The following is an 11,460-nucleotide window of genomic DNA, read 5'->3' on the forward strand; positions in this document are numbered from 1 at the left end:
TATATTTTGGGGAGATCAAACGATGAAGGAACACTTTCAATTAACGGTCGCAGATGTATTAAATCGCAAGCATTTTGAACATGCAAAGGTAATTGCTGGGGAAGAGGGAATTCAACGTATCGTCAAATGGGTTCATGTCGTTGAGGTCACAAGTATTCGAAATCTATTAAACGGAGATGAACTTATTTTATCAACAGGTGTTGCCTGGAAAGATAATGTTGAGCTATTTGTCTCGATGGTAATGGAGTTTCTTGAAAACAAGGCGGCCGGCTTTTGTCTTGAGATGGGGACATATATGACAGAGGTACCTGCGGAAATCATTGAACTAGCCAATGAACATCAATTCCCGATTATTGTTTTTCAAAAAGAGGTCCCGTTTGTTGAAATCACTCAAGATATTCATTCCATTATCATTAATCAGCAATACCAGAAGATTTCCGATTTAGAGAATTACTCGCAAAGTTTAAATAAACGGCTCTTAACGATTGAAACGCATGAGGATATTCTGCAATTTATTTTCTCGGCATTAGATGTACAAATCATTTTCCGCTTGAAAAATCATGAATATGAATTTGTACCTGAAATCAGTCGAACCGAACAAAACGAAATCATCCGTCAGGTCGAAAAGGCTAAAACTGAATCGTGTGATCATCTTGCATCCTCACCCATCTTCTTATTCGGTCAGGAATACGCCGAGTTATTTATCTATTCAAAGGATATTTCCATCAGCGAATATGATTTATTGATTTTAGACCGGACGGCTACAGCACTGGCCCAGCATTTATTACGGGATATGTATGTGGTAGAAAAAAAGCGCGTGGAAGAGTTTGAGTGGCTTTATGCTTGGCTAGCCGGTGAACATTCACCAGAGAGCATCAATGAATATTTTGTCGAGAATGGAATCAAAACGAAAACGAACGACGCCGTGGTTTTGATCACAAAGCTTTTTCCGGCAAAGGAAAAATTAAGTCAGGATGTTACCTATTTAAAATTATTATTCCGGTCTGTTTTTGAACAAAATGGCTTTGCCGTATTTTCTGTTGAAAAACGAAATGAAATTACCTTTATTCTTCTTAATAATCGACCGAAAAAGAATCTAAAGGAACGGATCAAAAAGGCCATTAAGTTGCTGATGGATTCGGAGTTTATTAGAAGTCACAGTACAGCAAGGATTTTGATTGCTGCTGGAAAGTTTACCGAGAATTTGTGTGATGTACATAAAAGTTATCTGACAGCAAAAGAAACACAGCGGATACAGCAAAAAATGACCAACAAAGAAAGCTATTATTTTTATGAGGATTTGCATTTGTATCGGTTAATCTCGCAAATGAGTAATCATATAAACCTGCAAGAACTTGCGGCGGAGTATCTACAGCCCGTCATTCAATACGATCAAAAATATAATGGCAAGCTTTTAGAGACGTTAAAAGCCTATTTGGAGTGCAGCGGTTCAAAGCAGGAAACCTCCAACAAGCTTTTTATCGTGAGGCAAACCCTATACCATCGACTCCAAAAGCTTGAAAACATTCTTGGTGATGATTTTATGGAGCACGAGAAGCGTGTTGCGATTGAATTCATGCTGCTTGTCCAAGATTATTTAGCGGCATCCTATCCTCAAAAAGCAAATCAGGTACTTTAAATGGAGCAAAGCTATTCAATTTGTCAAGAAATCGTTCACGCCATTGTACAGACTGTCTAATGAAGGCGTTTTACAGATACGAGATGATTAATTGCCGCGGGTGTCAGGCACCAATAAAAACAATGGGAGGGAAGAGAGTAATGGTTCAAACAAGTCGATCTCAGGATACTTTACAGGAAAAAGACGATAAATATGTATGGCATTCGATGAAGCCTTATAATCCCAACGCAACGATTGTTGCAACAAAGGCTGAGGGTTCGTGGGTGACAGATGCTGATGGGAAGCGTTATTTAGATGCGATGGCGGGTCTGTGGTGTGTCAATATTGGTTATGGAAGAACCGAACTTGCAGAAGCAGCTTATGAACAATTGAAAGAAATGGCTTATTTTCCATTATCACAAAGCCATGTCCCTGCTATTAAACTAGCAGAAAAGCTGAATGAAATGCTTGGCGATGAGTATGTCATCTTTTTCTCTAACAGCGGTTCCGAAGCTAATGAAACCGCCTTTAAAATAGTAAGACAGTACCACCAGCAAAAGGGTGAACAGAACCGCTACAAAATCGTTTCACGCTACCGCGCTTATCACGGTAATTCAATGGGGGCATTGGCGGCAACGGGGCAGGCACAAAGGAAATATAAATACGAGCCGCTTGCACCGGGATTCATTCATGTCTCGCCACCCGATTCTTACCGTGAAGATACGAATGTCGCAGACCCAATGGAATTGTCCTCGGTAAAAGAAATTGATCGAACGATGACATGGGAGCTAAGTGAAAGCATTGCCGCGATGATTATGGAACCAATCATTACAGGCGGTGGCGTGCTTGTTCCTCCTGATGGTTATATGAAGGCGGCCAAAGAGGTTTGTGAAAAACACGGGGCACTTCTGATCGTCGATGAGGTCATTTGCGGTTTTGGTCGTACCGGTAAGCCATTTGGCTTTATGAACTACGACGTTAAGCCAGATATCATAACAATGGCAAAAGGCATTACCAGCGCCTATTTACCACTTTCGGCAACAGCTGTTCGTAAGGACATTTATGAAGCATTCAAAGGGACGGAAGAATATGATTACTTCCGCCACGTTAATACCTTTGGCGGGAACCCCGCCGCTTGTGCCTTGGCGTTGAAGAATCTAGAGATTATGGAACAGGAAAAGTTATTTGACCGTTCCAGGGATTTAGGTGCAGATTTAGTTAATGATTTAACCAATCTTCTCCAGGATCATCCCTATGTAGGCAATGTGCGGGGGAAGGGATTACTGGTTGGGATTGAATTAGTGAAGGATAAGGATACAAAGGAACCATTGGATAGCGGTCTTGTTAATCAAGTAATCGCCAGTTGTAAGCAGGAAGGTATTATCATCGGGAAAAATGGCGCAACGGTAGCTGGCTACAACAATGTGTTAACCTTAGCTCCACCATTAACTATTGAGCAAAAGGATTTACACTTTATCGTCAAAACCTTAACAGATTCCCTAAAAAAAATAATCTAATTTAAATAGAACACTCGCAAGTTTACATTTTGTAAATTGCGGGTGTTTTTTATTTTAAGAACTCAGTAAATTCCTAGGTTTCTATAATAAAATAGGATAACATAGGGGAAAATGTCGAAATACTTCGAAAGAGTGATTGACAGAATTGTTGCATCGGTTATAATTAACTTAGCAAATGTTCATTATTCTTTTACATAATTTCATTATTAATAAACGATTGCGAATTTGACATTTAACAAAATGTTGTAACCGTTTACTTTTAAAGTAATTGATAGTCTTTGTTTTTCAAAACTAAAAAAAAGGTGATTGTACTATGGTGGATGAAAGGATTTCGCGCCTTGTTGAAGTAGCTAAAATGTACTATCAATTAGATTACAGTCAACAGGAAATCGCGAAAAGGTTAGGAATTTCCCGCCCCACCGTCTCAAGGCTACTTATGCAAGCTATCCAAGAAGGTGTTGTCCAAATTAAAATATGTGATCCGGCCGAAGATGTTCAGGAGTTAGCAATGCAGATAAAGGATAAATTTCAATTAAAGCATTGCATTGTCGCTCCTATTCCAGACTACAAGGATGAACTTATTAAAGAGAAGCTTGGAGAAGTTTCCGCCGATTACGTGTACAGCATTGTCCAAAGTGGCGACACCATTGGAATTACTTGGGGAACAACCCTTTTTCAACTCGTGAAGAAACTGCAGCCTAAGAATGTTAAGGATGTTTCGATTGTCCAGCTTAATGGTGGGGTGAGTTACTCAGAGTCAAACACGTATGCATCAGAAATCATCAATGGTCTTGCCAATGCCTTTCATACAACACCGCATTTCCTGCCAGTCCCAGCGGTCGTTGACCATATTGTTGTAAAGCAAGCCATTGTGGCAGACAGGCATGTAAAAAAAATCCTGGAATTAGGCAAACAGGCTAATATCGCCATTTTTACGGTCGGGGAACTCGGCGAACAGTCTACACTGATGCACGCAGGCTATTTTTTAGACAGCGACATCGAAATTTTACGGTCAAATAAAACGGTTGGCGATATCTGTTCAAGGTTTATTGATATTGATGGACATATCAGCCATGAGGCTTTAAATGATCGCACAATTGGAATTGAACTCTCCCAGTTACCGGAAAAAGAATACGGCATCCTTATTGCTGGCGGGAACACAAAAATTGATGGCATTTTTGGCGCCCTTCGTGGGCAACTTGCCAATGTCCTCATTACCGATCAGTATACTGCTAAGGCTTTACTCGATTAACCAGAAGTTTATTTCAATGAAATTCGTTTACTGTCTAGCTCCAGCACCCAGCGGCTAGTGTACTTCGCGCTAAACGGGTGCTTCCGCTTTTCGTCTTTTTTTTGGGGGGTGATAATGTTAATGGATAAAGAGAAAATCAGAGAATTAGTGGAGGAGATTGTCAAATCTACGCTCCAGCAAGCAAAGCAGGTTCCGATTGCTGCTTCTAACCGGCATGTTCATTTATCACCGGATAATATGGAGCGGCTATTTGGAAAAGGCTATCAACTAACGAAGCTGAAGGACTTGTCCCAGCCTAATCAATTTGCTGCAAAGGAAACGGTTACGCTGATTGGTCCGAAGGGGAAGATTCAAAATGTCCGTGTTCTTGGACCGGTACGAGGCAGCACACAAGTGGAAGTGTCATTGTTTGATGGCTTTACACTTGGCGTGAAACCGCCGATCCGCAACTCAGGTGATATTAAAGGGTCTGAACCCATCACCATCCAAGGACCACTCGGGCAAATCACTATTAAAGAAGGCCTGATTTGTGCCGCACGTCATATTCATATGCACACGAGCGATGGGGACCAATTTGGTGTTTCTGACGGGGATCTTGTTCAAGTGAAAGTCGGCGGTGCCCGCGGGGTTATTTTTTCAAATGTATTAATTCGTGTTTCACCAAAATACAAACTTGAGATGCATATCGACCTTGATGAAGCCAATGGCGCAAACATCATGAATGGACAATTGGGAGAAATTGTTGCGATTGAAAGTCTAAATCAAGTGAGTGGGGAGTAATGCTGGTGGATGTGAAAACGCAGGTAAAAATACTTGTCCAGCAAGTTGTTGAAGCCTACTTGAAAGAAAAATGGCAGGAGAACAGGGAACAGTCAATTGTAATCCTATTAAGCTATCAATCTCCAAATCCTGCCCAGATTTTGCAAGCGGTTACTCCGCTTCTTGAGGGTTATGATGTGACGTTGATTTTATCAAAAGAATGGCTCCCGGCAACGACTAAGTTCAGTGGGAAATCATATGTTTTATTAGAGGAAACATCACAACAGAAATTGATGGCTATCATCGAAAAAACAGCCGTTCTCGTTGTCCCAGCCGCATCGTATCAGTTGGTATCGAAGCTTGCGTTAACAATGGATGATGAGTTGGCCGTATGGCTGGCCATCCAATACCAATTACTTGGAAAGCCAATTGTCATTGCTAACAATGATATTGAACTAAATGTATATCAGCAAATCCATGCCCCGCATTCTGTTCAGGAACGCATGCAGTCTTACATAAGGCAAATTCAAACTGATCAGGTGAAATGGGTGCCATTAAGCAAGATGTCACAAATGGTAAAAGCCCAATATGCCGCTTACGAAGAAAAGCAAACTCTTATTCTAGCGAAGCATGTGGAAAAGGCCTTTCAAGATGGATTGAAGGAAATAATTGTTCCGGTAAAGAGTAAGGTGACACCTTCCGCTAAGGACTTGGCGAAAGATTTAAAAATTCAAATAAATCCGAGGGATTCCTTGCAAGGAGGGACGCTATGATCATTTGTAAAGTGGTTGGATCGATTGTTTCCACCACCAAAGCAGAGAAATTAAAAGGGAAAAAACTTATGATTGTTCAACCTCTTGACATGAGGAATATCGAAGAAGATGGAAAACCACTTGTTGCGGTTGATACGGTTGGATCAGGTGTTGGTGAGGTGGTCTTACTTGTCAGCGGAAGCTCGGCAAGACAAACTGAAATCACTAACGGTGTCCCCGTTGACGCAGCAATCGTTGGAATTGTCGATCAAATTGAAATACAAGGGACGTTAACCTTTGAAAAAGGAGGTAACTGATTTTGCAAATAAATGAAACCGATATCAAAAAAATGGTTGAACAAGTACTGAAGCAATTAGGCGAAAGTCAACCAGCAAGCGCACCTGCTGCATCATTGAAAGACGTCAGCTACGGTGATGGCGTTTTTGCCACTGTTGACGAAGCAGCCGAAGCAGCGAGACTAGCATGGGAAAAGCTGCGCAAGCTCCCATTGGCAGCCAGAAGACAAATGATTGAGAACATGAGAGAAGTCAGTCGTCAGCATGTGAACGAGTTAGCCACTCTTGCAGTGGAAGAAACCAAACTTGGCAGGGTCGAAGATAAAGTAGCAAAAATTCTTTTGGCCGTGAATAAGACACCGGGTGTTGAGGATCTTGTCAGTACCGCTTTTTCCGGTGATGATGGCTTAACACTCGTGGAATATGCACCAATTGGGGTATTTGGCTCGATCACACCATCGACCAACCCAGCGGCAACGATCATCAATAATTCGATTTCTTTAGTTGCTGCAGGCAATACAGTGGTTTACAACCCGCATCCAAGTGCTAAGCGTGTTTCAATTAAAACGTTGCAGCTACTAAATCAAGCGATTGTAGCTGCAGGCGGTCCTGAAAACACACTTACATCTGTAGCCGCACCAAATCTTGAAACATCTGCACAAGTCATGAACCATCCGAAGGTACATGCCCTTGTCGTTACCGGCGGCGGCCCTGTTGTGAAAGCAGCAATGGCGGTTGGGAAAAAGGTGATTGCAGCCGGTCCTGGTAATCCGCCCGTGGTTGTTGACGAGACAGCCATCATTTCCAAAGCGGCGGCAGATATTGTCCAAGGTGCAAGCTTTGACAACAACGTTTTATGTACAGCCGAAAAGGAAGTATTCGTTGTTGACAAGGTAGCCAATGCTCTTAAAGCAGAGATGGTTAAGAGTGGAGCGATGGAACTTAAAGGCTTCCAGCTCGAAAAGCTACTTGAAAAAGTGCTAGTAAAGAAAAACGATAAGTTTTATCCGAATAGAGATCTCATCGGAAAAGATGCCGCTGTGATTTTACAAGCAGCAGGTATCCAGGCAAGTCCAAGCGTGAAGCTAATCATCGCGGAAACAACCAAGGATCACCCCTTGGTAATGACAGAAATGTTAATGCCCATTTTACCCATCGTTCGCGTTTCTAATGTCGATCAAGCGATTGAACTGGCTGTCATTGCTGAAAAGGGGAACCGGCACACGGCGGTCATGCACTCGCAAAATATCACCAATTTAACAAAAATGGCTCAGGAAATCCAAGCAACTATTTTTGTGAAAAATGGACCATCTGTTGCCGGTTTAGGCTTTGAAAGTGAAGGTTTCACCACATTGACGATTGCCGGACCAACGGGTGAAGGATTAACCAGTGCAAAAACATTTACTCGCCAGCGTCGCTGCGTTTTAGTAGATGGTTTAAGAATCATATAGTGGGGTGTGTTAATTGGCAAAGTCGAAAGAAGAAAAAATTGTCACTTCACAGGAAGAAAAAGTAATAGAACAAGTAAAACCAAAATTAGAAGTTACTAGAGGAGGAAATAATATGGGTCAAGAAGCGTTAGGAATGATCGAAACAAAAGGTTTAGTAGGTGCGATTGAAGCAGCAGATGCGATGGTGAAAGCAGCAAATGTTACATTAATCGGCAGGGAATTAGTTGGTGCTGGTATTGTTACTGTTATGGTTCGCGGCGACGTAGGTGCAGTTAAAGCGGCAACTGAAGCTGGTGCTGAAGCGGCACAGCGTGTGGGTACCCTTCTTTCTGTACACGTGATTCCACGTCCAAACGGCGATGTAGAAGGTATTTTACCGAAAGCTGAATAAGGTGCATGAAAATGGAACAATCCATTGAAAGCTATATCAAAAATCTTGTCAGAGAGACAATCGGCCATACACTAGGACAACTGCAGCTGCAAAGCGAGCGCAGAATATATGTGATTGCCAATTGGAAAATGAACAAAACGTTAGCCGAAACCGCTGAGTTTCTTCAAAAAATAAACAGCAGTAATAATGTGTCAGTGGTCGTTTGTCCGCCAACACAGCTCCTATATCCAGCCCATCTTTTTATCAAGCAATCAGGAAAGCCAGTTGGATTAGGTGCCCAGAACGTTCATTGGGCTGACAAGGGGGCTTATACTGGCGAAACATCGATAAGCATGCTGCAGGATGTCGGCTGTGAATACGTCATCATTGGTCATTCCGAACGCAGACAATACTCGGGTGAAAATGATCAATTGGTGAACATGAAGGTGGCTCAGTCGCTGAAGGCCGGGCTCACTCCCATCATTTGCATCGGTGAAACGTTAGAACAAAAAAATGCACAGAAGACCGAGCAGGTGTTAACGAAACAACTATTTGGTGCATTGAAGGATATTGACTCGGGCGATTTTATTCTTGCTTACGAACCCGTTTGGGCGATTGGGACAGGGCAATCAGCAACGGCTGAATTAGCCCAGGAAACACACTCCTATATCCGGTCTGTCTTAAAACAAATAGTGGGTCAAAAAGCGGAAAGTATCTCGATTTTATATGGTGGGTCTGCGAACGAAAGCAACGCAGCTGAATACAGAGCCATGCCGGATATCGATGGGGTGCTTGTTGGCGGGGCAAGCCTGCAAGCCCATTCTTTTGATGGAATTATCAATGTATTTGCCAAAGGAGAACAAAATTCATGAAAAAAGTTGCGATAGGTAGCGACCATGGTGGGTACGAACTAAAAGAAAAGTTAAAGGCCTATTTAACTGAATTAGGCTATGAATATCTTGATTTTGGCTGCAAGGCGGGTGAATCAGTAGACTACCCGGATATTGCCTTTCTTGTCGGTGAAACAGTCGCCACGAATAGTGATTATGTTGGAATCATGATCGATGGTGTCGGCGTTGGCAGCGGCATGGTATTAAATAAAATACCAGGTGTCCGTGGTGCTGTCTGTTGGGATTTATCATCCGTTATTAATAGTAAAGAACATAATAACGCCAACGTGTTATCGATCGGCGGGCAATTTATTGGTGAAGGCCTTGCCAAGCAATTAGTAAAAACATGGCTTGAAACAGATTTCGCCGGCGGCCGTCATGATCGCCGTGTCACGAAAATCATGGAAATTGAGAGCCGTTTTATCGGGCGCTAACCCTTGAAGGCAGGTTCGCTTACTAGGACGATTGAAAGCAGGTTTTAAACATGTTTGTAGCCAAAGTGATTGGAAATATCGTCTGTACTCATAAAGATGACAATTTAAAAGGTTTAAAGCTTCTGATTGTCCAGCCTGTGGATGAAGAGTTGCGGGATAAAGGTAAACCACTTGTGGCTATAGATACGATTGGACAGTCAGGGGAAGGAGAACTTGTTTACTTAGCAAAAAGCAAGGAGTCTTCCTTACCACTTAAAAAAGATTTGGTTCCATCGGATGCTGGGATCTTGGGAATTATTGACTATTATAATGTTATTAATCGAATGGAGGAAAAATAAATGAGCAACGCATTAGGAATGATCGAAACAAAAGGTTTAGTAGGGGCTATTGAAGCAGCAGACGCGATGACAAAAGCAGCAAACGTTACATTAGTTGGTAAGGTGAATGTAGGCGGCGGATTAGTTTGTGTTCTCGTCCGCGGTGATGTTGGCGCAGTGAAAGCAGCAACAGAAGCAGGTGCCGATGCAGCTCAGCGTGTGGGTGAATTTTTATCTGTCCATGTCATTCCAAGACCACACTCAGATATCGAAAAAATTCTACCACAAGTAAAATAATGAAACTAGCAAAAGTCGTTGGAAATGTCGTATCAACGGTGAAGACACCAAGCCATCAAAATAAAAAGCTCATGATTGTGGTCCCAGTTGATGCGAAAGGTAAGAAATGCGGTGACGCTATGATTGCCTTTGATCGCTTTCAAGCAGGGGTTGGCGATTATGTGCTAATTCTAGAAGAAGGTGGATCGGCAAGGGAGATCTTAGAAGACCCAAAGGGCTCTTTTGATGCGGTCATTGCCGGAATCGTTGATCGACTATATTAATGTGAGGTGAACAAGGGTGCAAATTGAAGCATTGGTTGAACAAATTACGAATCAAATTATGCAGCAATTAACTAATAAACAAGAGTTGAAGGAAGTTACGCCTGCTGCTTCTGGAAACGTAACCTATAAAGAAGGTTCTGCATCAACTATTATTACAGGTCCTTCTGTCGCGCGAATGATTGATCATACTCTTTTAAAGCCAGAGGCATCGAAAGAGCAAATTGTTAAGCTTTGTGCAGAAGCAAGTGAACATAAATTTGCGACAGTTTGTGTGAATCCTTATTGGGTTTCTACAGCCGCTAAAGAACTTAAAGGTTCTGGTGTTGGTATTACTACGGTTGTCGGCTTCCCATTAGGGGCAACCAGCACATTTGTAAAAATTGCCGAAACACGTGATGCCATCGCAAATGGTGCGACTGAGATCGATATGGTCATCAACGTAGGTGCTCTGAAATCCGGCGACTTTGAAACTGTTAAAAAGGACATTGAAGGTGTCGTTTTAGCGGCCAAAGGACATGCACCTGTAAAAGTCATCATCGAAACGGGTCTTCTTGAGATTGAAGAGAAGAAAAAGGCTTGTATTCTGGCAAAAATGGCTGGTGCTGATTTTGTCAAAACTTCCACAGGGTTTGGCCCTGGCTGTGCAACAGCGGAAGACATCAAATTAATGCGAGAAGCAGTAGGTCCTGACATGGGCGTTAAAGCATCTGCGTGTGTAAGAGATTTAGATACCGCTAGAAAGCTTATTCAAGCCGGTGCAACAAGAATTGGTGCCAGCTCAAGTATTGCGATTATTACTGGCGGGCAAGGTACTGGTTATTAAAGAAATTAAGTTGAATTGTTCAATTAGAAATTTGGGTATTTCAGAAATGCTGAAATACTCAAATTTCTTTTTCCTCTATGTCTAAAAAAGTATTGAAAATTTTTAGATATTTCACTATAATTATAAGTACAAAATGTAATCGCTTACATAACTGAGGGGTGTTAGAATGAATAATATTGGACATCAACTAAAGAAAATGAGATTAAACCGTGAAATTGAAATAGAAAAGCTGGCTATATTATCAGGTCTAAATACAGCGACCATCTTCGCAATTGAGGAAGGCGAGCTTGATGTACAAGTATCAACTCTTGCGAAAATTTCTGATGTTTTGAACTGCTCCTTCTCTATTGGAGACGTGTCGATTTAATAATAAAAAAGCATTCGCTGCACGAATGCTTTTTTTATTTATCCTGTTATTAAT

15 protein-coding genes are annotated in these 11,460 nt (G+C 41.9%); all 15 read left to right on the forward strand.

The features are described from left to right. The first annotated feature begins 22 nt into the window (after positions 1–22). The 15 genes from BSO02S_RS03400 to BSO02S_RS03470 all read left to right on the forward strand — a co-directional run bounded on the left by BSO02S_RS03400 (position 23) and on the right by BSO02S_RS03470 (position 11,406). On the forward strand, positions 23–1,639 hold the full coding sequence (locus BSO02S_RS03400; RefSeq protein WP_066062440.1) for a PucR family transcriptional regulator: 1,617 nt from the start codon (positions 23–25) through the stop codon (positions 1,637–1,639). 140 nt (positions 1,640–1,779) lie between these two features. Further along, positions 1,780–3,135, forward strand: a complete 1,356-nt coding sequence (locus BSO02S_RS03405; RefSeq protein WP_066062443.1) for an aspartate aminotransferase family protein — start codon at positions 1,780–1,782, stop codon at positions 3,133–3,135. A gap of 313 nt (positions 3,136–3,448) precedes the next feature. Continuing rightward, the gene (deoR, locus tag BSO02S_RS03410) at positions 3,449–4,387 is read left to right on the forward strand and encodes a DNA-binding transcriptional repressor DeoR (RefSeq protein WP_066062445.1); all 939 of its coding nucleotides are present in this window, start codon (positions 3,449–3,451) and stop codon (positions 4,385–4,387) included. A gap of 120 nt (positions 4,388–4,507) precedes the next feature. Further along, positions 4,508–5,167: a phosphate propanoyltransferase gene (gene pduL, locus BSO02S_RS03415; RefSeq protein WP_066062791.1), complete on the forward strand. Its 660-nt coding sequence runs from the start codon at positions 4,508–4,510 to the stop codon at positions 5,165–5,167. Positions 5,168–5,172: 5 nt separating this feature from the next. Beyond that, the gene (locus BSO02S_RS03420) at positions 5,173–5,919 is read left to right on the forward strand and encodes a hypothetical protein (RefSeq protein ID WP_142303718.1); all 747 of its coding nucleotides are present in this window, start codon (positions 5,173–5,175) and stop codon (positions 5,917–5,919) included. Next, entirely contained in the window at positions 5,916–6,215 is a 300-nt protein-coding gene (locus tag BSO02S_RS03425) for a EutN/CcmL family microcompartment protein (protein ID WP_066062452.1), read from the forward strand. Before BSO02S_RS03420 ends, BSO02S_RS03425 begins: the two co-directional genes overlap by 4 nt. Positions 6,216–6,217: 2 nt before the next feature. Continuing rightward, a complete protein-coding gene (locus BSO02S_RS03430; RefSeq protein ID WP_066062455.1) occupies positions 6,218–7,645 on the forward strand; it encodes an aldehyde dehydrogenase family protein in 1,428 nt (475 codons plus the stop codon). A 112-nt stretch (positions 7,646–7,757) separates the two neighbouring features. Further along, the gene (locus BSO02S_RS03435; protein ID WP_066062793.1) at positions 7,758–8,036 is read left to right on the forward strand and encodes a BMC domain-containing protein; all 279 of its coding nucleotides are present in this window, start codon (positions 7,758–7,760) and stop codon (positions 8,034–8,036) included. A gap of 11 nt (positions 8,037–8,047) precedes the next feature. Continuing rightward, positions 8,048–8,887 carry a triose-phosphate isomerase gene (tpiA, locus tag BSO02S_RS03440; RefSeq protein WP_084374872.1) on the forward strand — a complete coding sequence of 280 codons (840 nt, stop codon included), beginning with the start codon at positions 8,048–8,050 and terminating at the stop codon, positions 8,885–8,887. Beyond that, the gene (locus BSO02S_RS03445) at positions 8,884–9,339 is read left to right on the forward strand and encodes an RpiB/LacA/LacB family sugar-phosphate isomerase (RefSeq protein WP_066062458.1); all 456 of its coding nucleotides are present in this window, start codon (positions 8,884–8,886) and stop codon (positions 9,337–9,339) included. The genes tpiA and BSO02S_RS03445 overlap by 4 nt, the downstream gene beginning before the upstream one ends. A gap of 50 nt (positions 9,340–9,389) precedes the next feature. Next, positions 9,390–9,677, forward strand: coding sequence for a EutN/CcmL family microcompartment protein (locus tag BSO02S_RS03450; protein WP_066062463.1), 288 nt, complete (start codon positions 9,390–9,392; stop codon positions 9,675–9,677). Further along, positions 9,678–9,953 carry a BMC domain-containing protein gene (locus BSO02S_RS03455; RefSeq protein WP_066062465.1) on the forward strand — a complete coding sequence of 92 codons (276 nt, stop codon included), beginning with the start codon at positions 9,678–9,680 and terminating at the stop codon, positions 9,951–9,953. It begins immediately after the preceding gene. After that, a complete protein-coding gene (locus tag BSO02S_RS03460) occupies positions 9,953–10,216 on the forward strand; it encodes a EutN/CcmL family microcompartment protein (RefSeq protein ID WP_066062470.1) in 264 nt (87 codons plus the stop codon). The genes BSO02S_RS03455 and BSO02S_RS03460 overlap by 1 nt, the downstream gene beginning before the upstream one ends. Before the next feature lie 175 nt (positions 10,217–10,391). After that, complete coding sequence (gene deoC, locus BSO02S_RS03465; protein WP_066062799.1) at positions 10,392–11,039, forward strand: deoxyribose-phosphate aldolase; 648 nt, start codon at positions 10,392–10,394, stop codon at positions 11,037–11,039. Between the two features lie 166 nt (positions 11,040–11,205). Then, positions 11,206–11,406 carry a helix-turn-helix domain-containing protein gene (locus BSO02S_RS03470; RefSeq protein ID WP_066062473.1) on the forward strand — a complete coding sequence of 67 codons (201 nt, stop codon included), beginning with the start codon at positions 11,206–11,208 and terminating at the stop codon, positions 11,404–11,406. Positions 11,407–11,460 lie beyond the last annotated feature (54 nt).

Origin of the sequence: Neobacillus soli NBRC 102451 (assembly GCF_001591665.1) — a bacterium.
GTDB classification, from domain to species: Bacteria; Bacillota; Bacilli; order Bacillales; family Cytobacillaceae; genus Neobacillus; species Neobacillus soli.

Coding starts and splice junctions, on each gene's coding strand:
- BSO02S_RS03400 (WP_066062440.1), top strand. CDS start 23: ATGAAGGAACACTTTCAATTAACGGTCGCAGATGTATTAAATCGCAAG.
- BSO02S_RS03405 (WP_066062443.1), top strand. CDS start 1,780: ATGGTTCAAACAAGTCGATCTCAGGATACTTTACAGGAAAAAGACGAT.
- deoR (WP_066062445.1), top strand. CDS start 3,449: ATGGTGGATGAAAGGATTTCGCGCCTTGTTGAAGTAGCTAAAATGTAC.
- pduL (WP_066062791.1), top strand. CDS start 4,508: ATGGATAAAGAGAAAATCAGAGAATTAGTGGAGGAGATTGTCAAATCT.
- BSO02S_RS03425 (WP_066062452.1), top strand. CDS start 5,916: ATGATCATTTGTAAAGTGGTTGGATCGATTGTTTCCACCACCAAAGCA.
- BSO02S_RS03435 (WP_066062793.1), top strand. CDS start 7,758: ATGGGTCAAGAAGCGTTAGGAATGATCGAAACAAAAGGTTTAGTAGGT.
- tpiA (WP_084374872.1), top strand. CDS start 8,048: ATGGAACAATCCATTGAAAGCTATATCAAAAATCTTGTCAGAGAGACA.
- BSO02S_RS03445 (WP_066062458.1), top strand. CDS start 8,884: ATGAAAAAAGTTGCGATAGGTAGCGACCATGGTGGGTACGAACTAAAA.
- BSO02S_RS03450 (WP_066062463.1), top strand. CDS start 9,390: ATGTTTGTAGCCAAAGTGATTGGAAATATCGTCTGTACTCATAAAGAT.
- BSO02S_RS03455 (WP_066062465.1), top strand. CDS start 9,678: ATGAGCAACGCATTAGGAATGATCGAAACAAAAGGTTTAGTAGGGGCT.
- BSO02S_RS03460 (WP_066062470.1), top strand. CDS start 9,953: ATGAAACTAGCAAAAGTCGTTGGAAATGTCGTATCAACGGTGAAGACA.
- deoC (WP_066062799.1), top strand. CDS start 10,392: ATGATTGATCATACTCTTTTAAAGCCAGAGGCATCGAAAGAGCAAATT.
- BSO02S_RS03470 (WP_066062473.1), top strand. CDS start 11,206: ATGAATAATATTGGACATCAACTAAAGAAAATGAGATTAAACCGTGAA.